Below are 22,584 nucleotides of genomic sequence, written 5' to 3'. Positions count from 1 at the left end.
CAGAGAGCAACTAATACTTTGCACTTAGCAAGCCGATTTGGCAAGGGATGCAAGTAATGTTCTCACTTGCATCCTAGTGTTGCCTACCCGATCCTGAATGCGATCTTTAACTTGTCTTAAATATTCACTGGCTCAATCAAATTGCTCCCAGGCATTGACAAGCGACTCAAAAAACTTTAACAAAATTTTAATCACGGTCTCATTCTGGTTAAAATTTACTGTACTGTTCTCCCATATGCCTCACGGTTTTTCCCGACCCGACCCTTCCTGGAAAGAGCGACTTACCGATCAAGGGTCAAGGCCAGTCTCCGAGGCACTTTCTAAGAGTCTTTAACGTCACCACCTGTGATTATCCGCAGTAACTCAACTTTGATACTCTCAAAAAGAGTCAAAAATAGTAAAGTTTAGTGACAAACCTCATTACCCTACGGGAAGAGTAGTCAGCCTATGTTCTCCAAAAAATCGTCGCTCCGACGCATGATTTCTGCCGTAGCCGTTACGGGTTGTATCATCACGGGGTTTTCCATCAAAAGCTGGGCACAGAGCAACCCAGGTTTTACACTGTGGAGCGGTGTTGCTCGTGAAAATCAGCTGAACTATTACTTAGATTATGGCGGTCAGCCGAACGGCTGGGATCGTTACCGCTTTAAAATCCCTGCCAAGAAATTGGAGTTAGGGGTTGCCCAGATTGCCATTTCTTATCCCGATTATTTCGACGGCAAGTTTGACCCCAAAAGAGTTGAGGTGCGTGTCAAAAACAAAAAGATGCCTATCTCAGAAGTGAACTGGGATAAAGAAAATCACGTCATTCAGATTCAGTTAGAGGACGCAATCCAGGCGGGGAATAGTATCGAGATCGTCTTCTCAAACGTTAAAAATCCACCCTTTGGTGGGATGTACTATTTCAACGCTCAGGTGCTGACGCCTGGTGATGTTCCATTACCCCGTTACGTCGGTACTTGGATTTTGAGTATTGGTGGAGGTTAAAAACCCCTCTGTAACAGGATTGTGGAGGAGAAACTCCGTGAGCTGAAGAGAACTTTTAACGGCGCAACTTTCTATGCCTCACCAGGGATGACCAATCCCCTTGACGGTCAAAGTGCTACTGTAATAGATTGTGGCTCTTGAACAAAGCGTCAGATTGATTTTTTGGGAAGTAACAGCATATGACTCAACGTACTCTAGGCGGCACCAGCCGCAAACGGAAAAGAAAGTCGGGTTTTCGCGCACGGATGCGTACCCAAGACGGTCAGAACGTAATTAAAGCTCGTAGAAGCAAAGGACGTCATCGTCTCTCGGTATAGTTTGAGTGACTATTGCATCGAGTAGTGGTTGCCTTCCTTCTTTAGCTGTCGGTTGTGTCCTCGTACTGGAGTAGAAGCGTGGCATTGCCTCAAGTGCATCGACTCAGGCACTGGCGAGATTTTCAGCTCGTTTATCAAAAAGGAATACGTCGAACTGGGCGTTATTTAACTTTGCGAGGTTTGCCCCGACGCACCAGTACCGTGGACGCCCCGATGTCTGAGAGGTTATCGTCGCCAAATCAAGACCAGTCTCCAACTCGCATTGGCATCTCTGTCAGTCAAAAAGTTAGTAAAAAAGCGGTTGTTCGCAATCGAATTAAGCGGCTCCTTAGGGCAGCTTTACGCCAGTTGTTACCCCAACTCTCTCCAGGATGGCAACTGATAGTAGGGGTACGGCCAGGAGCCGAGCGGTGCGATTATGCACAATTTTTGCGAGAATTAGAGCAGTTGTTGGCAGAAGCAGAGGTATTAAATGGGCATTAAAGAGGAAGTCTTCTACGAAGGTGGCCCCCATGTTGGCGATTTGATTATTAATATTTTGTTAGGGTTCACGGTGATTTGCTTGCCCTTGACGGTGGGAGCTATTGTTCGTTCCCTATGGCTGCGCTATCGAATTACGGATCGCCGTATTTCGATCACTGGGGGTTGGCAGGGGCGCGATCGCACAGACATTATCTTTTCAGAGGTGGTCAAAGTCGTTAAAGTTCCCCGTGGTTTTGGAGGGTGGGGAGACATTGTGGTCACCCTCAAAGATGGCAGTCGTCTGGAAATACGCGCCATTCCCCGGTTCCGCGAAATCTATGACCACATTGCTGAAAAAGCCGCCCAAAAAACAGGTAGACCGCTCGATTCTGTCAAGGCTTAGAGCCAAGGGTGTCGTAAGAGGCTCAACCTCTGTGACCGACAAAGAACAAGAATCAACGCTTCACATCCCCAACCTTCTGCCTTCAGGCCAAGCAGAATTGGGGTGTTTATCAATGCTTACCGGATAACCGTCTCGCATTGGCACGAATATTAGATAGATTAGATTCAGAAAACTTTACAGCGCCTAGGTAGACTTTACACGAATGGATTTTGGTGTCGGGTTTCTTTCCAACAACGTCATGCTGCCAATCCTGGATTTCTTTTACGGGATTGTGCCAAGCTATGGTCTCGCCATCGTGGCGCTGACCCTGGTGATTCGCTTTGCCCTCTTTCCCTTGAACGCTGGTTCCATTCGCAATATGAGGCGTATGCGAATCACCCAACCGCTAATGAAAAAGCGGCAAGAAGAGATTCAAAAACTCTACAAAGATGACCCAGCTAAACAGCAGGAAGAGATGGGCAAACTCTTCAAAGAGTTTGGCAATCCCCTAGCGGGCTGTTTACCCGTCGTGCTGCAAATGCCGGTATTGTTTGCCTTATTTGCGACCTTGCGGGGGTCACCGTTTTCTGACGTTAATTACGCCGTCAATCTCCAAATCTTTCCCAGAGAGCAGATGGAGTTGATTCAGCCCCAAGCGTTTGCCACCAAACCCCAAAACATTTACATCGCTGATGGCGTTCATGCCCCAGTGGCGGCTATTCTTCCGGGGGGAAGCCGTTTAGTCGTTGGAGAAAAAACCCAAGTAGAGTTTCAAACCGTTGAAGGCAAGCCTCTGAGCAAATTGCTGGTCGATTATCCGGAGACGAAAATTGCTCCCAAATGGCAAGTGACCAAAGGGGCAGAACACATCCGGATTCAGGAAGACGGAACTCTAGAAGCAGTAGAACCCGGAGAAGTAACGCTTCAGGGCAGCCTGCCCGGACTAGCCGCTGATAAAGGATTTCTCTTCATTGAGGCTCTAGGGCGTGTGGGCGCTTTTGAACCCGATGGAAGGATCCACTGGGATGTCATTAGCATGATTCTCGTGTTTGGCATTAGTTTGTATGTAAACCAGCTACTTTCGGGTCAAAACGCTTCGAGTGATGATGCCTCAAAGCAGCAAGCAACGGTGAATAAGCTCACTCCAATTCTGTTCTCTGGGATGTTCTTATTCTTCCCCTTGCCTGCTGGCGTGCTGATGTACATGGTGATTGCCAATATTTTTCAGACAGCCCAGACCTTTATTTTGATGCGCGAACCCTTGCCCGAAAACATTCAAAAAATGATGGAGACGCAAGAGAAAGAAACCAAAGCTGGGGAGAAGCGGGAATCACTGCCTTTTGAACGGCGTTCTAAGAAAAAGGCTTCGAGTTAGTTATGGACAAGCAGCTCATGCAGCGGGGTCAGCAGTGGCTTGAGGAACTCCTGCGTTTATCCAAGTTGGCGGCACAGGTGACGCCAACCCTAACCGATGACTCAGGTGACGATAAGCCAAACTATTGGTTAACCATCGATCAAACCCGACTGACTCCCAAACAAATTGAAATTTTGATTGGCCCAGACGGAATAGTCCTGGATGCGATTCAGTACCTGGCTAATTCAATTCTGAATTTGGGGCAGGAGGAAGAGGGACAAGCCGCCTATACCATAGAAATCGATGGTTATCGCCTCCAGCGTCAAGAGGAACTCCGGGCGATGGCGGCTCATGCCGCCCAGACAGTGCGCGAGACGGGACAAGAATATGAAATGAAATCCTTGTCCTCCGCAGAACGGCGTCAAGTTCATACCTTTTTGAAGGAATGCGAAGACTTGGAGACTCAAAGCCGGGGACAGGAGCCTGACCGACGCCTGGTTGTGCGTCTACGCTAAAGAGTAGAGTTGTTGGGGAACGATGAGCGTTTCCAGACAGATCTTCGTTTCAGGGTTTATTTTTTAGCTGCCTAGGGGTTAATTAAAAAAAGGATAAGCATCATGGAAGCCATTCATATTCCTTGGCTGCTTAAGCTACCAGAGCAGACAGAGGTCATTCCGGTTAACGATTGCATTGCTGGTTTAGAGACGCTCACCCCAGTGCGCGGTCGAATGCAAGTGACGCATAAAGGGAATTATCTAGAAGTTTCTGCCCAAGCGGAAACCATTATTACCCTAACGTGCGATCGCTGCTTGCAGCAGTACAATCACCGTTTAAAAGTTGATGCCTCGGAAATGGTTTGGTTAGATGAATCAGCCGACCAACCGGATGAAGGACCATTAGAACGGGAGACGGCGTTGGAAGACTTGGTTGAAATGCTGCCACCCCAAGGCTATTTTCAGCCAGACGTTTGGCTATACGAGCAACTGTGTTTGGCAACTCCCCCTCGGCAGCTTTGTGACTCGAATTGCCCAGGTATTCAGATTAATCAACAGGGGAGTTCCGCGCCCACGGATCAGCGTTGGCAAGCTCTGGAAAACCTGAAAAAACAGCTTCCTGGATAGTCTGCCGATTTGGAGCAAGAATTAAAAATACGCAATTTAAAAAAAGTTGTCTCAATTTTTAATTCTTGGTGTTGCCCATAACCTTGGTGTGTCATGAGTTTTAATGATGAATTTGAGCTGCTTCTCCGGGCTCGCTACCCCTTAATTTATATTCCCACGCCGGAAGAAGAGCGAGTGGAAGCCTCGATCGCACAAGCGGGGAAACGTTTAGGCGATCGCGCTGTCTATATCTGGGATTTCGTGGACGGCTACCAGGGCAACCCGAATGATGTCGGTTTCGGACGCCGCAATCCGTTACAAGCGCTAGAATTTGTGGAGAAAGTAGCCCAAAGCGCCGCCGCTATCTTTATATTAAGAGATTTTCACCGTTTTTTAGACGATATCTCCGTTTCTCGGAAACTGAGAAATTTATCACGACGCCTAAAATCCCAACCCAAGAATATTGTCATCCTGTCGCCACAAGTCGCCGTTCCGGCGGAGTTAGCAGAAGTGCTGACGGTGGTGGAATTTCCTTTACCCAACGCCTCGGAAATCAAAGCCGAAATTCAACGCTTGCTGGGCGCGACAGCACAATCCTTGAGCGATAAAGTTCTAGATGAGCTAGTACGTTCTGCACAGGGGCTATCTCTGGAACGGATTCGTCGGGTTCTTGCTCGTGCGATCGCCTCTCATGGCGAAATTCAACCCGAAGACGTGGAATTAATTTTAGAAGAAAAACGCCAATCGATTCGGCAGACGCAAATTTTAGAGTTTTACCCAACAACCGAGAAAATTTCTGATATTGGTGGTTTGGATAACCTGAAAGACTGGCTGCTGAGGCGGGGCGGTGCTTTTACCGAACAAGCCAGACAATATGGTTTACCCCATCCTCGCGGCTTGCTGTTAGTGGGAATTCAGGGCACTGGAAAATCATTAACCGCAAAGGCGATCGCCCATCACTGGCACCTACCCTTGCTACGCTTAGATGTGGGGCGTCTGTTTGGGGGCTTAGTGGGAGAATCGGAATCCCGCACCCGACAAATGATTCAGTTAGCAGAAGCGCTTGCTCCCTGCATCCTGTGGATTGATGAAATTGACAAAGCCTTTTCTGGTATTGATTCTAAAGGAGACGCCGGAACAACCAGCCGCGTTTTTGGCACCTTTATCAACTGGCTAGCCGAAAAAAAATCCCCCGTTTTTGTCGTCGCCACCGCCAACAATATCCAAGCGTTACCCCCAGAAATGCTGCGTAAAGGGCGGTTTGATGAAATCTTTTTTGTGGGTTTACCCAGCCAAGAAGAACGCAGAGCAATTTTTGAGTTACATTTATCTCGACTGCGGCCTCATAACTTAAAGAATTACGATTTAGACCGATTAGCCTACGAAACACCTGATTTTTCGGGAGCGGAAATCGAGCAAACCCTAATCGAAGCCATGCACATTGGCTTCAGCCAAAACCGAGACTTCACCACCGATGATATCTTGGAATCCGCCAGCCAGATCATCCCCTTGGCTCGAACCGCACAAGAGCAAATCCAATTTTTACAAAACTGGGCAGCTGCCGGAAAAGCCCGAATGGCATCTAGAGATAGCCGTTTGAGCAATCGCATTCAGCGTCAATTTCAGTAACCCGATTGTTTATGGATAGTGGGTGATTAAAGATCGATTACCCATTACCCCTTCATTACCCATTACCAATTACCCACAACTCCCTATGAGTTTGTCAGGCATCTTTAAGTTTATCCTCGGTTTTTTTGTCGGCATCATATTCTTGGTCTTTTGTGGTCTGGGTGCGGCTTATTACTTCTGGACAAGGCTCTCTATTAGTCCTGCCAAACCTATCTTTGCGGAAGAACAACAGAAGAAGTTCCCGATGGCTAAGAAAGCCAGTTTAATTCAGACTTCTAAATCCAAACTGAGCAGTCAACCCACTCCCACGCCTAGTAAGTCGCCCATCCAAAAACTGCCACCAGGAGCTTATAAAGCGCGTGTGACTTGGCCAGAAGGCTTGAGTCTGCGCGACGCGCCTAATTTCGAGTCAAACCGTATTGGCGGTGTTGCTGCCAATCAGGAATTGTTCGTTCTCAAACAAAGCGACGATGGCAGATGGCAACAGGTGCGCGTGGTTGAGGGTAATCAAGAAGGTTGGATTAAGGCAGGCAATACAGCAAAAAGTGAATAATGGATCTGAAATATCACCTGTGAAGGATGAAGGATGAAAAAGTTCTCTAGTTTCTCCTTCAAGCTTTAGTTGTCAACACAAAGGAGATTTCTTTGTGAAAAAAAAGCTTGCCCTACCCTCTCTCAGAATACATTCTTCCTTTCCAAGCACCGCCTCGACCTTGCCAGTGCCGTATAGCAGAGTCTAGAGTCATCAGAGTATACAGAAAAGCGATCGCAGGTAAGGAAAATGCCAACCCAGGTGAACACCCATAAAATCGGACGATAGGGAAGTAAGCCACACTCATCAACAGCCATGCCGATAAACCCGCGATCGCAACTATCCCGTTTCCCGTCAATCCTCCCCAGATGGCTCCCGCAGGCGGCACCAAGTAAACCAGAGTCATAGCACATAGCGTTCCCAACAGCAATAAGGGCGAATAGTTTAACTGTGTATAGGCGGTGCGAGCCACCATTTCCCAAATCGTCTCTAAAGAGGGATAAGGGCGTAAACTCCGGGTTAAAGTCGTAAGTCCTAGCCAAATGCGACTTCTGCCTTTCCCTTCCTCTGAACGACTCGACTTTACGGCTTGAGCCAAGGCACAATCATCAATGAGTGCTTGGCGAACCACCTGCAATCCACCAATGCGACTTAACGCTTCACGACGAATCAAAATACATCCCCCAGCAGCGGCGGCGGTAGGATTAAAGGGGTCATTCACCCAACGAAAGGGATAGAGTTTTTGAAAGAAGAACACAAACGCTGGGATTAAAAATTGCTCCCAAACATCCTGGCATCGCAGTAGCACCATCAAGGAAACGAGATCTAAATCTGCCTGTTGTGCTTTGGCGATGAGGCGGCGGAGATTGCCACTGTCATGTTCAATATCGGCATCCGTCAACAGCAAATAGTCAGGCAGTGGGGTTAGGTTCTGAGCATGGCGAATGCCTTGTTCCATCGCCCAAAGCTTTCCCGTCCAACCCGCAGGCAGGGGTACACCTGGAATCATTTTCAACTGCCAGCTTTTGTTCAGTTCTTGGGCAACCTGTTGAGCAACACTCGCTGTACCATCAGTACTGTGATCATCCACCAAAATCACCGAATAGGAGCCAGGATAGTCTTGGTTGAGGAGCGATCGCAAGGTTACGGGTAGCAATTCAGCCTCATTCCGAGCCGGGACGACAGCACAGATTGATGGATATAATTCTGAAGGGGTGGGCTGTGGCGGTGTTTCTACTGCTTCTAAACGCTGATCGGTTCGCCAAAATTGACCCCGAAAGCCCAGCAATCCGAGCCAAATCAGCAAAGATAGAACGGTCAATCCTAACCCCATCTCACCCAGCAGCATGTTGAGTCTTGTGTACATCAAAAAGCACAATACACTATCTTTACCCTTATCTTTCAGAGTTCAGGAGCCAGGAGCAAGTTGAAGTTCAACCTCTCAATTGGCAGGTTCATGCTGCCAGCTTTCGTTGCCGGAACTCTCTTAAGTGTCTTGTGCATTACGACGGCGACATCAAAAGCGGAGCCATCCGCAAATCCGACGCGCATCATGCCGTTGGGCGATTCGATCACGCAGGGGAATACTCAGCATAATAGCTATCGTCGTCCCCTCTGGCTTGAATTACGTAAGGCGGGTTACAACGTTGATTTTGTTGGGTCAACACGAGAGAATTTTAAAGGGCCTTCTCCCTTATCAGACTTTGACCCCGATCACGAGGGACATTGGGGTTGGCGCGTAGATGAGGTATTGGAAAGAATTGACGGCTGGATGCGAATCAGCGAACCCGACATCGTGCTGATTCATCTGGGAAATAACGATCTGACTCGTGGACAAAGCCTGGAGAGTACCATCGAGGAACTTCGGCAACTGATTCAGCGGATACGTGCTGTCAACCCACGGGTAAAGCTGCTGATTGCACAGATTATCCCCTGTGGAAATCCACCGCGAATTCAACAACTCAATAAGCTGATTGGGAATTTAGCCCGGAGGACGAACACTCAGGAGTCACCCATCGTTGTTGTCGATCAGTTTAGTGGCTTCAACCCCAAAGCAGGCGCTGATACCTATGATGGCTGTCATCCCAGTGAAGTGGGTGAACGGAAAATGGCCTCCCGTTGGTTTGCTGCCCTGAAAAAGGTACTTCCGAACCCATAGATACTCCTTGGAAATCTGAGAGGTTTTCCGTTATGATTCTGCCTTGTGTGGGGAGTGTTACAGATAGACGGGAAACCAATGCAAACGCAAGACAAGGCTACAGCATCAAGATTGGCTCTAGCGATCGCTGCAACACAAAACTATTTACTCTCGATTCAAAATCCAGCCGGCTACTGGTGGGCTGAGTTAGAATCTAATGTCACCATCACCGCAGAAGCCGTTCTGCTCCACAAGATTTGGGGAACTGACTTAGAACGTCCCCTACACAAAGTAGAACATTACCTGCGATCGCAACAACGAGAGCATGGGGGTTGGGAACTCTTTTACGGAGATGGTGGAGAGTTAAGTACTTCCGTTGAAGCCTATATGGCGCTCAAGTTGCTGGGGGTATCGGAAACCGACCCAGCCATGCTTCGAGCCAAAACCTTTATTTTAAAACGGGGCGGAATTAGTCGCAGTCGCATTTTCACTAAAATCCATCTAGCCCTGATTGGCTGCTATAGCTGGCAAGGCGTTCCTTCTTTGCCACCTTGGGTGATGCTGTTGCCAGAACAGTTTCCCTTCAACATCTACGAAATGTCAAGCTGGGCACGCTCAAGCACAGTTCCTCTCCTCATTGTCCTTGATCGCAAACCGGTGTTTCAGGTCAATCCCAGAATTACTCTCGATGAACTCTATACCGAAGGCAGGGAAAATGCCCGGTTTGATTTACCCCGAAATTCTGATTGGACAGACGTATTTCTAGTTCTGGATCATGGCTTTAAATTCGCCGAAAGCTTAAATCTTGTCCCTTTTCGCCAAGAAGGCATCAAGGCGGCTGAAAAATGGATTCTAGAGCGGCAAGAAGCCACGGGAGACTGGGGAGGGATTATTCCTGCCATGCTGAACTCGCTTCTGGCGTTGCGCTGCTTAGATTATGATTCAGCCGATCCCATTGTCCACCGGGGACTTAAAGCCGTAGATAACTTTGCCATTGAAACCGAACAGAGTTATTGTATTCAGCCTTGCATTTCGCCCGTTTGGGATACCGCTTGGGCGATTCGCGCCTTAATTGATTCGGGTTTCTCGCCGGAGCATCCCGCCGTCGTTCGGGCGGGAGAATGGTTATTGAGCAAGCAGATTTTAGATTACGGCGATTGGGCGGTTAAGAATAAACAAGGAAAACCCGGTGCTTGGGCGTTTGAGTTTGAGAATCGCTTTTATCCGGATGTGGATGATTCGGCGGTGGTGGTGATGGCTCTCCATCAGGCGCAACTCCCGAATGAACGGTTGAAACAAGCTGCGATCGCTCGTACTGTGAATTGGATTGCCTCGATGCAATGCCAAGCTGGGGGTTGGGCGGCATTTGATCTGGACAATAATCAAGATTGGCTCAATCAGTTGCCCTATGGTGACTTGAAAGCGATGATTGACCCGAACACAGCAGATGTAACGGCACGGGTGTTAGAAATGCTGGGGTGCTGTAACTTGTCCATCGATGCCAATCAAACGGCAAGAGCGATTGATTATCTGATTCGTGAACAAGAAGCGGATGGTTCCTGGTTTGGTCGTTGGGGAGTTAATTATATCTACGGAACCAGTGGTGCTCTTTCTGCCCTAGCCTTAATCGCGCCTCAAACTCACTGCCGACGTATTGAACGAGGTGCGGCTTGGCTGGTTGGATGCCAAAATTCAGATGGAGGTTGGGGCGAAACCTGCCGCAGTTACGATAACCCAGCTCTCAAAGGACAAGGAACGAGTACAGCTTCCCAAACCGCTTGGGCTTTAATTGGGTTAATGGCGGCGGGTGAGGCGACTGGAAAATTTGCCAGTGAGGCAATCGAACGGGGTGTAAATTACCTTTTAAACACCCAGCGCTCGGATGGCACATGGAACGAATCGGAATTTACAGGGACTGGCTTTCCCAGTCATTTTTATCTGAAATATCATCTCTATCAACAATATTTTCCGCTCATGGCCTTTGGTCGTCATCAAACTTTGTTGACTCAGCGGGGAGAAATTTCTGGCTAACTCATCCCCAATGTTGTAACGGTCGCAAGACAATACCAAAAATGCTGTCTTGACACTCTCTGCAACACTCTAGACCTCTCCGATAATTAACCTGAAATCCTTGTAGCACCATCACTGAAACTTAATTTTCGGAGAGGTTTTCTAAGGATTTACACTGAGTCTTCACGACCCTCTGTATCTCAGTTAAGGGAAGAAGTTTAGAAAAAGGTTTTACTAATAGATTTGGGAGGCTCTCAAGGTAAATATAAAAAATAAAACTGCGCCAAGGATAGGTAATCCCCAACTTTTTTTCTTCTTCTCAAGTTAGTTTTTAGGATTCATGGCGAATCTATATTAGGGTTGTGTTTTGCCATTGTTACCTTTTTGGGTAGCTTCAATGAATTCCTATCGTTGAGCATTAACTCGCCCACTTTTACTTAAATTTGTCGGCCTGTGCTTTTCAAAAGTTAACCGCTTCTACCTCACATAAATTAACTGGAACCTGCTTGTGTCACAGAGCGAATTATTGTATATATCAACAACATGATTTTCATTTTAGAGGATAAAGTCAAACGCTCGATTGGATGACGCTGTCCTTAAAGAATCCTCGAAACTTAAAGTGTAATTTTCAACTGTAATCTTGAATACAGGGAGTAATAAATTAAGTAGGCATTCGTTAATTTAGAATGAAAAATTAATTGTAATTTATCCTTTTTCGGATTTTTCTAAAGATAAAAATAAAACCAAAAAAATTAATAAAAAGTCGTCCACATTTCAAGTATGATGAATGTTTCTTAATCTATTTCTTCCCACAAGGGAAGCCCGCCAATATATAGAGAAGTCGCTGATTTTCCGATAACGAAAGTGACAAAAGAAGATATGTTGGATTGTAGCTTGGTGTAACAATCAATCATAGGAGTGCAACAGATGGCTCTACGTGAAGATGCCTTAGAAGTTTTAGAAGAAACTAGCCGGACTTTTTACATCCCAATTAGTTATTTACCCTTGAGGCTGCAAGAAGCCGTCACATCCGCTTACTTATGTATGCGTGCCATTGATGAAATCGAAGATCATCCAAGCGTCGATAATCCCTCTAAGGCAAAACTGTTGCGAATGATTAGCCTGAAGTTGCAAGCCGCTGTTAATGGCTTTGCGCTCCATGACTTCTCTGAGGGATTCAGTCTACACCAAGAAATATTACCAGAGGTAAGCATTCGGATTGGCGAATGGTCAAGTTTGGCACCTGAAGATATTGCGCCTCGGATTTGGGATGCTACGGCAGCCATGGCGGATCGAATGGCTTACTGGGCAGATAACAACTGGAGTATTCAAACCGAATCGGACTTAGATCGATATACTTTTAGCGTTGCAGGTGCGGTGGGATTGTTACTCTCCGACTTATGGACTTGGTATGATGGGACCCAGACAAACCGGATGCAGGCGGTTGGGTTTGGTCGAGGGTTACAAGCGGTCAACATTCTCCGTAACCACACCGACGATCTGGCGCGTGGAGTAGACTTTTATCCCGAAGGTTGGAGTAAAGATGCGATGCAAGCTTATGCACGTCGCAATTTAGCCCTTGCCGATGCCTACACCAACGCGCTTCCGGAGGGTCCGGCTTTGACGTTTTGCCAAATTCCCCTGCTGTTGGCTCATGGCACCTTGGATGCATTGAGTAACGGTAAAGAGAAGCTTAGCCGTAGTGATGTGCTGGCTCTAATTGAACAGGTAGCGAAGCGTGAGACAGCGATTGGATAAACCGGCTAAAGCCACTCATGGGGCTGACGTTTGAACGTTAGCCCCATGCTAGGGCTCTTGGACATGGGTTGAGTAATTTATGGGTGCGATCGCTTGTCAAACTCGACCATGCCATAGTCCAGTTTGATCATGCGGTCTGCTAAGTAAAAATAGTGGTCATCATGGCTGATGACGAGTAAGGTTTTGCCCCTATCTCTGAGTTGAGGGAGAAACTGTGTGTAGAAGATTTCCTTAAATAGGGGGTCTTGATCTGCCGCCCACTCGTCAAATAGATAAATCGGTCGATCTTCTAAATAGGCGCTCAATAACGCCAATCGTTTCTGCTGTCCTTGAGAAAGGGCAGTGGTCGAGAGTCTTCCCTGTTCAACTTTAACTTTGTGGTCGAGTTGGAGTTGCTTGAGGTATTCTTTAGCTTGCTGATCTAAATCCGCGTTATCAAACCCCAACAGTCGCTCAAACAAATAAAAATCGGAGAAAACTACAGAGAAATGTTGGCGATACCATTCCCGATTTTGCTGATTAATAAGTTTTCCATCTAACTGAATTTCTCCTGTTTCTGGAATGTAGAGTCCGGTAATCAGCTTTGCCAGGGTTGATTTACCACTGCCATTGCCGCCGATGATGAACAGTAATTGTCCGGGTCGAAGCGTCAGGTTAATCGGGCCAACGGTAAAGTTGATGTCTTCTTGCTCTCGTTGATACGTATGAGTCACACCTTTGAATTCCAAGCTTTGCCAAGATGACTTGAGCTGAGGTGGAATCATCGCCGCTTCATTGCAACTCGTGAGCGAAAAACCTAATGTTTCAATCTTCTGCAAAGCCACATTAGCTTTACTAATGAGGGGAAGTTTGTTGACAATATTATCCATGGGGCCGATTAAATACGTGAAGGTCAAGACGTAGCCGGCGAGAGTTTGCAAATCGATAACGATGAGATTTGGCAGCACGAATAGGACTAAACCGATCGCGAAAAAAAAGATGAGTTTACCCCAGCTATCGGTAGTGGCAAATAAAGTCAAACCCTCGGTATTATGACGGCGGAAGTTAGTTGCTGTAGCTTGCAAATCTTGGGTGAGGAAATCTTGGCGGCGTTGATAGTTAAGTTTGAGTTCTTTCACTCCTTCGGTAATGGTGCGGAAGTGGTTAAACAGTTGGTCTTGTTCTTCGCGGGCGAGGGCAATTAGTTGCCTTGCGCGTTTGAGCAGCACCCGACAACTGCCTAATGCAATCACCGACAACACCACAACAATCAGAAAGACTTTCCAGGATAGCCAAGTGATGTAGACTAAGCCTCCCGCAACAATGGCAATGTTAATACATAAGAAAGGAATGATATAAACAGCATTAGAAATAGCTTGGACATCTTCCGTGAGGGTTGCCAACAGGCGGGGGAAACCCAGCTTTTCGAGATGGCTTAACTCCGTGGCGAGAATTTGGCGACTCAAGCGCATTTGGAGTTGGAAGATGGCATTTTGGGAGAGGTGAATCAGCACTACCCTCGCTAAGATACTCGTTAGGAGCGCAACCAGCGCCAATCCAGCAAAACCCCACGCGATCGATGTTGGGGCGGAAGCGATACCGCTACCCATAGCATGACCGATCAGTGCAATCAAACCCGCGCTACTACCCCCACTCAAAAAACCAGTGACAATGGCGATCGCCACCATTCTCCAGGAAGAGCGCAGGAGAAAGTAAATTAAATTCATGAAACTATTAAGTTTGTAATAAAAAACAATTATCAATGCTGAATGCCCAATGAACAATGAGCAATGACGCTGATAGATAATGGATTACGGATCAGGGACAGGAATAAGCGATGGGACAGGTACAGATACCAGCAGAGAAGCACTTACCCAGTTTTTCAATCGTGTTAGAAACAGAAAACTTGGCAAATGCCGACCTTAAGGGTTTGTCTCAGTCTTTGGCGTCCCTCGCGCATCAAGACATTTCGCCAACCCATGCTAATGAGGTGTGGCTGATTGATAGCGGCAATGCTCCCGCCAACCTGCTAGAGCAGCTTTGTGAACAATACCCCTGGATTAAAGTACATCAAGTTCCTCTGGGCACTGGCTATTACAAAGCCAAGATGTTGGGTGCTCAACTGTCTACAGGGGAAATTGTGGTTTATTTTGATTCTGATTGTAGTTATGAGAGGAACTGGTTAAGAAACATCCTGATGCCCTTCACTCAAGGAGATGAGGTTCAACTTGTCGCTGGGGAAACGATGACACGGGGATTAGGGGTGTATGGAACCGCAATGGTACTCGCGTACATCTTTCCCCCCTATTCCGGAGAGCAAAGCCTGACTCCAACCTGTCAATACTTCCTGAATAATGTGGCGTTTCGGCGCGAGTTTCTGCTGAAGCATCCCATTCCGATCTCGCTTCCTCTGTATCGTGGCAATTGTGCCATTCATGCTCACGAGCTTTGTCAGCAAGGGTACACTCTTTGGAGACAGCCGCAAGCGAGGGCAATGCACGCTCCACCATCGAGTTTATCCCATTGGTTCTGGCGGTTTTTGCTGATTGGTCATGATTATTATTGGCAAAATATTCTACTTGCTCAAGCCAATCTGACTCAAGGGAAATACCAGGATTCGATGGCTGGGATGAAGGATAAGTTAGGAGTTTTTTGCGATCGCGTCGGGAAGATGCTAGCAAATGAACCCCGTCACCTAATTTATCTGCCTTTGGCTGTGCCAGTTGCGTTGAGTACTGTCGCTTTAGTGGCTGTGGGTTATTTTATTACTTTTTTGAAACCTAGTTATTTACTGAAGACTTACAACCAGGTTCTGGGTGAAGTTTAACCCCTCCTCTCAGGACTGGCACAAAAGAGAGGACGGAGGGTTTGCTCTTGCTTATCGCACTTTGTCTCAAGCAATCTCATCAATCCAGCTTTGAATTGCACTGAGGAGATTATCTTGATTAGGTAGAAAGCCTTTCAGGGGTTGTTCTAAAGGTTGGCTGGTAATCAAACCGATGTAAAGCCCTATGTCTGGATCTGCAAGACTGTAGCAGAAGTTGAGCAGATGTTCGTTGGGTTCACAGCCATGCAGAATTAAAGCTAGGTTTTGCTTCTGTAACTTGTTTTGGATGCGGGGAATGTACTGCTGAAGTTGAGCAGCATCGTTAACTGTGGGAATATCGAAGTAGTCAGCTTTGCGGTAAATCTTGGTGCAGAATTTTTGTGCGATCGCGCTTTTGTTTGTTTCAAGTTTCAGAGTTTGAGTGTCGATGGCAATGGGATAGGTTTTGTCAGTGGGTTGAATTTGAGAGGGGATATTGGTAAGTTGGCTTTTTAAGGTTTGAGCAGGGGAAGGCTCACCGTGCCAAGCCCTATGAAAATCTGGATAGTTCATATTTTGGGCGCAATGCCAGATGATATCATAGAAATAGTCAAAATACTCACTTCTACTTAAATTACTATCTACATATCTTTTTAAAGATTTAACTATTAAATATAGATGATCGCCGTTGGATATTTTTTTAAAAACTTCAGCAATAACTTCATTGCCCTTATTTTCATTCATAACCTTAATTAAATAATTAATCGTACCTTGAGGCTTATTTTTTAAACTGTCGAGCAAATATTCAATTGACATTCTTTTTTTATAGGATTCTTGATTTATTAAACTTACCAGCTCCTCAATACGATTTTCTTCCTCTTCAGAAATAAAAGGTAAATTGAAATCATTCTGTGAATTATTATCATGTATGCCGAGTTTTTCCAATAGGTATATTGCTTCTCGATTCAGATAGTCATCTTGGCTATTATCTCTATAATAACTTAAATGTTTAATTGCTCGATTCCTATCTATTTCTAAAACTGCCAATCTGGCAGATTCGGCAATCGGATCAAAAGGATTAAAACATGATTCCCCTTCATCATTAAACCCACAAGAGAAAAGAAGTTTTACAATTAAATCACCAGATTTACAATCTTCAAATTCTGCTATACCCGCTGATGCCAAGAACAACGCTCGATAGTAATAAAGCTGAAAATCACCGCATCCATCTTTAAAAGTACCTAATGTACAGAGCAGCAGTTCTTTGTCTGATCTAAAAATTTCATCTTTCTTTCGCCCCATCCATAGCAAAAATACCTCCTTCCACTGCGGCTCAAAAATTCGGTAAGTGCCTTGCTTTGGGTTATCCGGAACGTGGTTTAGGAAATACTCCCAATTTGGTATGGCACAAGCTGCGAAATATTCCTGAAAGGTGGGATGAAAGAAGGAGTAGATAGGTTGACCTGTGTCTGCATCATTGTAGATATGAACCAGCCAATGTAGTTTTTTAGTTGCTAACTTAAACAGATCTTCCCCCATGACATCAAGAGCAAAACTCTCTCGTATGCCAAACCGGGACTTTTCCTTATCAATTGCCTCTCGTGCCAATAGTCCCAGTGCCGCGTTTAACTTCTTCCGCTTTATCGGAGTTGTGGAGAATTGTTCTTCTTTCCAATTATAGAAAGCTCGCGTAAATTGCTCGTAAAGCGCCGCTTTAGTTTTCGGCAAATCCCCTTGGTTGAAATACCAGCTTTGACACAGCAATGACAACCGCATTGGGTTTTTGACTAAATCCCGGATGCGCTGATGCCTGTCTTCGTCTAACTTTTTCCGTAACGGTTCCCCTAGTTCTGGTTTCTCAGCTTTAAAGAACCACTGGCAGATAAACTCTCTCACCTGATCGGGTTTATTGCCATCCCCATAGCTAAACTCCAAGGTGCGATAAGTATCAAAACCCTGTAGCGCATTAACGCTGGCATCCCAGACATTGACGCGACAAGTCAACACCACCCGCGCACCCGCAACCCAACCTGTGAGTTCATCCCTGATTTTGGCTAAAGCTTCGACAGGTGAGGGTGCTGACATCTCATCCACCCCATCCAACAGCAGCAACACTTCACCACTTTTAAACAGTTCTTCTAGCGCTTTCTGCTGTTGTGTGGCATCTGAAGTTTTAAGCGCATCTTTTAGCCACTTCTGACAGAGGTATTCTTCTAAGCTTTTCTCTCCCAAGCTTCCCAGAGAAATCCAAATGGGGAAACCTGGGGTTTTTGGAGAGAAGGCGATCGCTTCCAGCAGAGTCGTTTTCCCTGCACCCGGTTCGCCAATAATGGCAATGCGTTTCCCGTTGCTCTTTTTGCGTTGTCTCTGCTTAATAACTTGCTCTAGAAACTCATCATGTTCATACGTCTTGATGATTTCTTCCTTCTCTAACTGGAAAAAACCCGAACCTTGCTCTGCTGGAAGTGAGAAATCACTGCTGCGTCTAGATTGCTGTTTGCGATCGACTAATCCCAGAGGGACAAAGACATTTAATTCAAACCCCATCTGAGTCACTTGTCGTCTGAGGTTCTGTTTTTGAGTCTCCAGCATCTCGCGGCAAACTTTGCGCCAGTTAGGAGGAGCGATCGCATGAGAAGCAGCCTCAGATTTTTTCTTGTTCTGCTGCTCTAAGTACGCTTTCTCCAGGCAAGCTTGTGTCCTCTCGACTTTCCCTCTACTCTCGGCGTTAATTTCAGGAAAACTGTGAGAAAGCTTATCGAATACCTCTTTCATGCGCTTGTTATACGCATAAAGAGCCGTATTCGGTTCTCCTCCTATAACTTCATTGGCAATCTGCTGATTTGTCCTTTTCTCATCGATGCTCAGCCGAGACAACCTCACAAAGAAAACCGCTTGCTGCTCTACACTCAATTTGTGATCAAAAGCTATGCCTTTTAGAAAATCATCCCAGTCATCCCATAATTCCATAACATACCCACAGCTCGACAGGTTCTTAACCTCTTTATAATTCAGCATTTTGTCCTAACGCACTCGCCCGCAAGGGAATTAATTCCCTTGCTCATAGCTCAAGTCCACTCAAGTGGACTAAACTTTGCTTACCAGTCCTCTTTAGAGGACTTGAACTATTAGCCCGGAACTTAAGTTCCGGGCGGTTGACTGCTGTTTGCATGATGCCATTTCTAACTTAACCAATGCATCCAAAACCCTCAACTAGAAGAAAAGTTCTAGTGGAGTAGAAGTTATTAGGGACTAGGAAGTTTAACAAGTTATTTTTAGGATTACTTCAGTAGTAAATCACCGAACAAAATCAACTTTTGAGGAAATTCCAATGGAGACTAACAGCACATACAAAATCGTACCAATTCAGCGAAAGAAGATTGAATGGCAAAATTTATCTTTCAGCTCAGTTTCCGAAGTGAAAATCGCCCAAGCATTAGATCGAGCTGGTGTTTTATTCTTCCCCAATTGCCGAGGACGCCTGACTACAACAGAGGGGCGTCGAAATCGCGAATGCGACTTTTTAATCTGCTACGAAGGTGTTTGGGCAATATTAGAAGTTGATGGCGAACCCTATCACCCAGCCTCTCGCGCCGCAGAAGTCCATAAACGAGATGGTTTCTTTCTCGATCACGGCATTTGGGTTCATCGTTTCGACTCGAATGAATGCTTTAAATACCCCAATGATGTGGTGCATCGATTTTTGGAGAGATTGAAGCGATCGCACAAATTTTACCAGTAATGCGATCGCACAAAAAAAGTAACTTTGAGTGTCAGTTCAATTTGGATTGGCACTCCTGATTCTTCCCTTTGACTTTTGACTTACTCCCACTGAGTAATCAAACCATCCCCCATCACCCGAAGTCGTCGTCCCCGCCAGTAAACACCTTGCCCAAACGCCCCCATCGCCCAAACAACAAAGCTGAGTAAATCCCGTAAAGGCAACGCCCACAGCCATATCAGGAGTTTAGGACAACGAAGACAGAAAATTGATACCAAAACCTGAGCGTAGCGAATGAACCAGGTTACTAAAGTCACTGCGATCGCCCAATTCGCAAACCCCGATACCAACAACAAAGGCACACAGTAAACCGCACCGTAGCAGAACACCATCGTATAATACTGAGCGCCGCGATTGTAACGAATCGTTCTCGCCCAACGTAACTCTCGCTGAAATACCTGCCCCACACTCTCTTGTCCTGTATCCGACTCCAGAACATAGCGAGACAGTTCAACCCGATACCCTGCCTGTGCTGCGCGTTTGCCCAAGTTATAGTCTGACCCAATACGGTTCAAGTGCAGTCCGCCATAGTTAGCCAAAGTAGTTTTGCTCGTGGCAATGGTAGTTCCCACCGCACAGCGAAGCCCACCATCCAGGATACGCGCAATCAAAAGGCTGGGAATAAAGTCAAAGCAGCGACCGAAGGAAGCTAACGCTGCTCCCAAAAACTGGGGATTGTAGGCGATAAACGCACAAGTCACCATCCCAACATCGGGATTGACTAGGGGTGCCGTGACCGTGTGAATATAGTCAGAATGAACACGAATGTCGCTATCTGCAAAGATAATCACTTCATGCTGAGCTTCCTCCAACAGATAGCTCAGATTACTATCTTTATAGTTAATCCCACGAGGCTTTAAGTCGGTAAACAGTCGCACTCGCTTAGGATAGGCAGCGACCAATGTTTCCAAAACGGGAACAGCAGGGTCTTGAGGGTCGGTAACTCCAAATAGAACTTCGTATTCTGGATAATCTTGCCGACACAACGACGACCAATTATCCCACGCCCCCGCATCGACACCACAAACGGGAACCATCACAGATACGGGTGGTTTGGGAGTGTCCGTCACTTCCTCGGCAGACGTAAAAAACAGAAGGGTACAGATAGCACAAGCCAGATAAAAGACAATAGAGCCACTAATGAGGAGAAAAAGCAGTATTTCCAGCGCAGTAATCATGTGTGATGCCAGAACTTCGCCGTTCATCAATCTTAAGTTTGCCACGTTAGGCGCAGCTTTGGGCTGATAGCCAATCTGTTTCGAGCCGGTTGAACGGTACTCACCCCAGAGAGGTATAGGATATTCTTGCGAGAAAGTGTAAAAAATTATTGCGAAACAATTCATCAATACCATTGGTCGCGAGCATGAGTTTCAAGTTAATCAAAACAAGCAAACATCTACTCCTGAGTGGACTATTGGTTAGTGTAGGGCTGTGGACAATGCCTGGAGCTGCACAAGCACAAGTCAAAGATAACCAGCTCAACGCATTCGTTGAAGCACTACGGCAGGCGGCACCCCCTAATAGCCCGAATGATGGGATGTACAGCGCGTGGCAAGTTTTACCGGGCATTATCCCTGATTGGACAAAGCGATGCATCGGAAAGCAAATGACACCTGCACAATTTGAGTCCGATGCAGATGCGGCACGCCGTACCGTGAGTTGTATTGCGGGACGGGAATTCAATAAGCAAATGAAAGCCACTGGCAATGAGGCGGCGGCAGTTCGTAGTGCAGCTTGTTGGTGGATGACAGGTAAATATAGTGGCTGCAACAGTGGCTTTCAAGGTCAATATGTTCAGAAAGTGGTCAGTGTTTACCAGAAGCAGGCATCTGGAGCATCCACTGGCGGCACTCGTTAGCCCAAAAAGCGCTTTTCTCTGTTTCATTCCCAATAAAGCCTAATCTCCCCAACCCCCCTACCCAAGGGGGGCTATTTATTTTTGCCGTAATCAAAGTCGTAATATCTTTGTTCGCTTGCTGTTTATTAGAGGGTCTGGAGAAATTATCAACTTGTTTCCTTTAGACTGAGATGCTCCCGAAGAAAAATCTTTGGTTGCTCCCGGACAGTCGAAACTCTTACCCCAACCAGAGGGTAATTTTGTATGGAACGTGGGGGAGACGACGGGTACGTTTGAAGTGTTAGTTCTGGCTAGTGTGGCTTTGTTACGCACTGCTTTGAAGGGATTGTAGACTGTTTCTTTGTTGAATACAACATTCATTCAATTAGGCTGTTTGTCCAGTCTTTTTAGTGGGCAAGTTCATCCATATTTGTTAGAATTAATAGAGATGCGAAAGCCCCGTTAATCTCTGCCCAAGATGAACCAAGAAAATGAGATTAAGGTGTAATAAACTCTAATTATTCTATCAAATAGATACAGGGTTGACGAGACAAAAGCAATCCTCAAAATTCCAGTAACTCTGTTGCCTGTTAGAGGAGTATCCTTCTGGAATTAAAAATCACTCATTGGCCTAGCATAAACGGCTACTTACTTCTTTAATAAAGGAGCCTTCCTTATGAACTCTAACTTAGGTCTCTTCAACTTTGAAGGGAAAAGCATACGTGTATTTGGTACTCCAGCACGGCCTTTGTGGATTGCTGTCGATGCCTGCACAGCCTTGGGAATTAAAAATTATCGGGATGTCGTCTTGAATTTGGACGACGATGAAAAAGACACCGTCCTCATCCCCGACTCACTTGGCAGAATGAGAAAAGTTCTAGCTGTTACCGAAGCTGGACTTTATGCCTTGATTAGCCAATCTCATCAGCCTGAAGCCAAACAATTCAAACGTTGGATTAATCATGAGGTACTCCCTTCAGTTCGGGAGACAGGCTGCTATTCCCGTTCGGAATACCAGAATGATTTGATGTCACAGTTGAATTCTATCCAACAGCAGAATCAACAGATGATGGCGGCTTTAATCGCATCCTATCAACAGCAGAGTGCGGAACTTCAACGGCAAGTTTCTGAAGTCCAGGAATTGACCAAGAAGCTTAACGAAATCGACCTAATTCCGGCAGAAAAACTACCTTCTATCAAGAAACTCAGCCCCCCTATTGTTGAAGCTTCTGCTCTTTCGACTCGCGCTAAAATCAATCGATTAGTACGAGATTACGCCGTTGCCAATAGCTTATCTTATCGTGAGGTATGGCGACACTTATATGCGGAATTTCGCGATCGTTACCATGTCGATTTAAGGGTTCGTGCCCGAAACAAAAAGAACAGTAAGCCCTTAGATATTTGTGAAGACTTGGGATTGATTGAACAGTTGTACGCCGTCGGGTCGGAGGTGCTGTTGTTAACGAGTATGGGGGAATTGATCACTAGTCGTTAGGCGTTTTTAAGGGGAGTG

20 protein-coding genes are annotated in these 22,584 nt (G+C 46.2%); 16 read left to right on the top strand and 4 right to left on the bottom strand.

What is annotated here, in order from left to right:
• Positions 1–447: 447 nt before the first annotated feature.
• The 9 genes from NDI48_27920 (at position 448) to NDI48_27880 (ending at position 6,784) form a co-directional block, all read left to right on the top strand.
• The gene (locus NDI48_27920) at positions 448–987 is read left to right on the top strand and encodes a DUF2808 domain-containing protein (protein ID MEP0834995.1); all 540 of its coding nucleotides are present in this window, start codon (positions 448–450) and stop codon (positions 985–987) included.
• Positions 988–1,166: 179 nt separating this feature from the next.
• Entirely contained in the window at positions 1,167–1,304 is a 138-nt protein-coding gene (gene rpmH, locus NDI48_27915; protein MEP0834994.1) for a 50S ribosomal protein L34, read from the top strand.
• Between the two features lie 78 nt (positions 1,305–1,382).
• Positions 1,383–1,787, top strand: coding sequence for a ribonuclease P protein component (gene rnpA / locus NDI48_27910; protein ID MEP0834993.1), 405 nt, complete (start codon positions 1,383–1,385; stop codon positions 1,785–1,787).
• Positions 1,777–2,169 (top strand): PH domain-containing protein, encoded by a 393-nt coding sequence (locus NDI48_27905; protein MEP0834992.1) that lies wholly within the window; start codon positions 1,777–1,779, stop codon positions 2,167–2,169. Before rnpA ends, NDI48_27905 begins: the two co-directional genes overlap by 11 nt.
• A 202-nt stretch (positions 2,170–2,371) precedes the next feature.
• Complete coding sequence (gene yidC / locus NDI48_27900) at positions 2,372–3,523, top strand: membrane protein insertase YidC (protein MEP0834991.1); 1,152 nt, start codon at positions 2,372–2,374, stop codon at positions 3,521–3,523.
• A gap of 2 nt (positions 3,524–3,525) precedes the next feature.
• Positions 3,526–4,017, top strand: coding sequence for an RNA-binding protein (locus NDI48_27895; protein ID MEP0834990.1), 492 nt, complete (start codon positions 3,526–3,528; stop codon positions 4,015–4,017).
• 102 nt (positions 4,018–4,119) lie between these two features.
• A complete protein-coding gene (locus tag NDI48_27890; GenBank protein MEP0834989.1) occupies positions 4,120–4,623 on the top strand; it encodes a YceD family protein in 504 nt (167 codons plus the stop codon).
• 93 nt (positions 4,624–4,716) lie between these two features.
• Positions 4,717–6,231, top strand: coding sequence for an AAA family ATPase (locus tag NDI48_27885; protein ID MEP0834988.1), 1,515 nt, complete (start codon positions 4,717–4,719; stop codon positions 6,229–6,231).
• Positions 6,232–6,253: 22 nt separating this feature from the next.
• The gene (locus tag NDI48_27880; protein ID MEP0834987.1) at positions 6,254–6,784 is read left to right on the top strand and encodes an SH3 domain-containing protein; all 531 of its coding nucleotides are present in this window, start codon (positions 6,254–6,256) and stop codon (positions 6,782–6,784) included.
• A 112-nt stretch (positions 6,785–6,896) separates the two neighbouring features.
• Here the strand turns inward: NDI48_27880 and NDI48_27875 are convergent, their stop codons facing one another.
• The gene (locus NDI48_27875) at positions 6,897–8,129 is read right to left on the bottom strand and encodes a glycosyltransferase (GenBank protein MEP0834986.1); all 1,233 of its coding nucleotides are present in this window, start codon (positions 8,127–8,129) and stop codon (positions 6,897–6,899) included.
• A 90-nt stretch (positions 8,130–8,219) separates the two neighbouring features.
• On the opposite strand from NDI48_27875, the gene NDI48_27870 reads away from it, so the two are divergent.
• The 3 genes from NDI48_27870 (at position 8,220) to NDI48_27860 (ending at position 12,668) form a co-directional block, all read left to right on the top strand.
• On the top strand, positions 8,220–8,921 hold the full coding sequence (locus tag NDI48_27870) for an SGNH/GDSL hydrolase family protein (protein MEP0834985.1): 702 nt from the start codon (positions 8,220–8,222) through the stop codon (positions 8,919–8,921).
• 78 nt (positions 8,922–8,999) lie between these two features.
• Positions 9,000–10,931 (top strand): squalene--hopene cyclase, encoded by a 1,932-nt coding sequence (gene shc / locus NDI48_27865; GenBank protein ID MEP0834984.1) that lies wholly within the window; start codon positions 9,000–9,002, stop codon positions 10,929–10,931.
• Between the two features lie 906 nt (positions 10,932–11,837).
• Positions 11,838–12,668 (top strand): phytoene/squalene synthase family protein, encoded by an 831-nt coding sequence (locus NDI48_27860; protein ID MEP0834983.1) that lies wholly within the window; start codon positions 11,838–11,840, stop codon positions 12,666–12,668.
• Positions 12,669–12,745: 77 nt separating this feature from the next.
• Here NDI48_27860 and NDI48_27855 read toward each other — a convergent pair whose 3' ends face one another.
• Positions 12,746–14,374 (bottom strand): cyclic peptide export ABC transporter, encoded by a 1,629-nt coding sequence (locus NDI48_27855; protein ID MEP0834982.1) that lies wholly within the window; start codon positions 14,372–14,374, stop codon positions 12,746–12,748.
• 110 nt (positions 14,375–14,484) lie between these two features.
• Here NDI48_27855 and NDI48_27850 point away from each other — a divergent pair, with 110 nt between their 5' ends.
• Positions 14,485–15,474: a glycosyltransferase family 2 protein gene (locus NDI48_27850; GenBank protein MEP0834981.1), complete on the top strand. Its 990-nt coding sequence runs from the start codon at positions 14,485–14,487 to the stop codon at positions 15,472–15,474.
• Positions 15,475–15,540: 66 nt separating this feature from the next.
• Here NDI48_27850 and NDI48_27845 read toward each other — a convergent pair whose 3' ends face one another.
• On the bottom strand, positions 15,541–18,471 hold the full coding sequence (locus NDI48_27845; GenBank protein MEP0834980.1) for an NACHT domain-containing protein: 2,931 nt from the start codon (positions 18,469–18,471) through the stop codon (positions 15,541–15,543).
• A gap of 313 nt (positions 18,472–18,784) precedes the next feature.
• Between NDI48_27845 and NDI48_27840 the strand changes: the two genes are divergently transcribed.
• On the top strand, positions 18,785–19,195 hold the full coding sequence (locus NDI48_27840; GenBank protein MEP0834979.1) for a hypothetical protein: 411 nt from the start codon (positions 18,785–18,787) through the stop codon (positions 19,193–19,195).
• Between the two features lie 80 nt (positions 19,196–19,275).
• Here the strand turns inward: NDI48_27840 and NDI48_27835 are convergent, their stop codons facing one another.
• On the bottom strand, positions 19,276–20,439 hold the full coding sequence (locus tag NDI48_27835; protein ID MEP0834978.1) for a glycosyltransferase: 1,164 nt from the start codon (positions 20,437–20,439) through the stop codon (positions 19,276–19,278).
• A 233-nt stretch (positions 20,440–20,672) separates the two neighbouring features.
• On the opposite strand from NDI48_27835, the gene NDI48_27830 reads away from it, so the two are divergent.
• Positions 20,673–21,092 carry a hypothetical protein gene (locus tag NDI48_27830; GenBank protein MEP0834977.1) on the top strand — a complete coding sequence of 140 codons (420 nt, stop codon included), beginning with the start codon at positions 20,673–20,675 and terminating at the stop codon, positions 21,090–21,092.
• 655 nt (positions 21,093–21,747) lie between these two features.
• Complete coding sequence (locus NDI48_27825; GenBank protein MEP0834976.1) at positions 21,748–22,566, top strand: hypothetical protein; 819 nt, start codon at positions 21,748–21,750, stop codon at positions 22,564–22,566.
• The last annotated feature ends 18 nt before the right edge of the window (positions 22,567–22,584 follow it).

Source organism: Microcoleus sp. AS-A8, assembly GCA_039962225.1.
Taxonomy (GTDB): domain Bacteria; phylum Cyanobacteriota; class Cyanobacteriia; order Cyanobacteriales; family Coleofasciculaceae; genus Allocoleopsis.
The sequence above is the reverse complement of the archived record's forward strand: the minus strand, read 5'-3'. Positions and strand labels throughout refer to the sequence as shown.

What these genes read in the sequence shown, in the direction of transcription:
- NDI48_27920 (MEP0834995.1), top strand. Translation starts at nt 448, where the DNA reads ATGTTCTCCAAAAAATCGTCGCTCCGACGCATGATTTCTGCCGTAGCC.
- rpmH (MEP0834994.1), top strand. Translation starts at nt 1,167, where the DNA reads ATGACTCAACGTACTCTAGGCGGCACCAGCCGCAAACGGAAAAGAAAG.
- NDI48_27905 (MEP0834992.1), top strand. Translation starts at nt 1,777, where the DNA reads ATGGGCATTAAAGAGGAAGTCTTCTACGAAGGTGGCCCCCATGTTGGC.
- yidC (MEP0834991.1), top strand. Translation starts at nt 2,372, where the DNA reads ATGGATTTTGGTGTCGGGTTTCTTTCCAACAACGTCATGCTGCCAATC.
- NDI48_27895 (MEP0834990.1), top strand. Translation starts at nt 3,526, where the DNA reads ATGGACAAGCAGCTCATGCAGCGGGGTCAGCAGTGGCTTGAGGAACTC.
- NDI48_27890 (MEP0834989.1), top strand. Translation starts at nt 4,120, where the DNA reads ATGGAAGCCATTCATATTCCTTGGCTGCTTAAGCTACCAGAGCAGACA.
- NDI48_27885 (MEP0834988.1), top strand. Translation starts at nt 4,717, where the DNA reads ATGAGTTTTAATGATGAATTTGAGCTGCTTCTCCGGGCTCGCTACCCC.
- NDI48_27875 (MEP0834986.1), bottom strand. Translation starts at nt 8,129, where the DNA reads ATGTACACAAGACTCAACATGCTGCTGGGTGAGATGGGGTTAGGATTG.
- NDI48_27870 (MEP0834985.1), top strand. Translation starts at nt 8,220, where the DNA reads ATGCTGCCAGCTTTCGTTGCCGGAACTCTCTTAAGTGTCTTGTGCATT.
- shc (MEP0834984.1), top strand. Translation starts at nt 9,000, where the DNA reads ATGCAAACGCAAGACAAGGCTACAGCATCAAGATTGGCTCTAGCGATC.
- NDI48_27860 (MEP0834983.1), top strand. Translation starts at nt 11,838, where the DNA reads ATGGCTCTACGTGAAGATGCCTTAGAAGTTTTAGAAGAAACTAGCCGG.
- NDI48_27855 (MEP0834982.1), bottom strand. Translation starts at nt 14,374, where the DNA reads ATGAATTTAATTTACTTTCTCCTGCGCTCTTCCTGGAGAATGGTGGCG.
- NDI48_27850 (MEP0834981.1), top strand. Translation starts at nt 14,485, where the DNA reads ATGGGACAGGTACAGATACCAGCAGAGAAGCACTTACCCAGTTTTTCA.
- NDI48_27845 (MEP0834980.1), bottom strand. Translation starts at nt 18,471, where the DNA reads ATGCTGAATTATAAAGAGGTTAAGAACCTGTCGAGCTGTGGGTATGTT.
- NDI48_27840 (MEP0834979.1), top strand. Translation starts at nt 18,785, where the DNA reads ATGGAGACTAACAGCACATACAAAATCGTACCAATTCAGCGAAAGAAG.
- NDI48_27835 (MEP0834978.1), bottom strand. Translation starts at nt 20,439, where the DNA reads ATGAACGGCGAAGTTCTGGCATCACACATGATTACTGCGCTGGAAATA.
- NDI48_27830 (MEP0834977.1), top strand. Translation starts at nt 20,673, where the DNA reads ATGCCTGGAGCTGCACAAGCACAAGTCAAAGATAACCAGCTCAACGCA.
- NDI48_27825 (MEP0834976.1), top strand. Translation starts at nt 21,748, where the DNA reads ATGAACTCTAACTTAGGTCTCTTCAACTTTGAAGGGAAAAGCATACGT.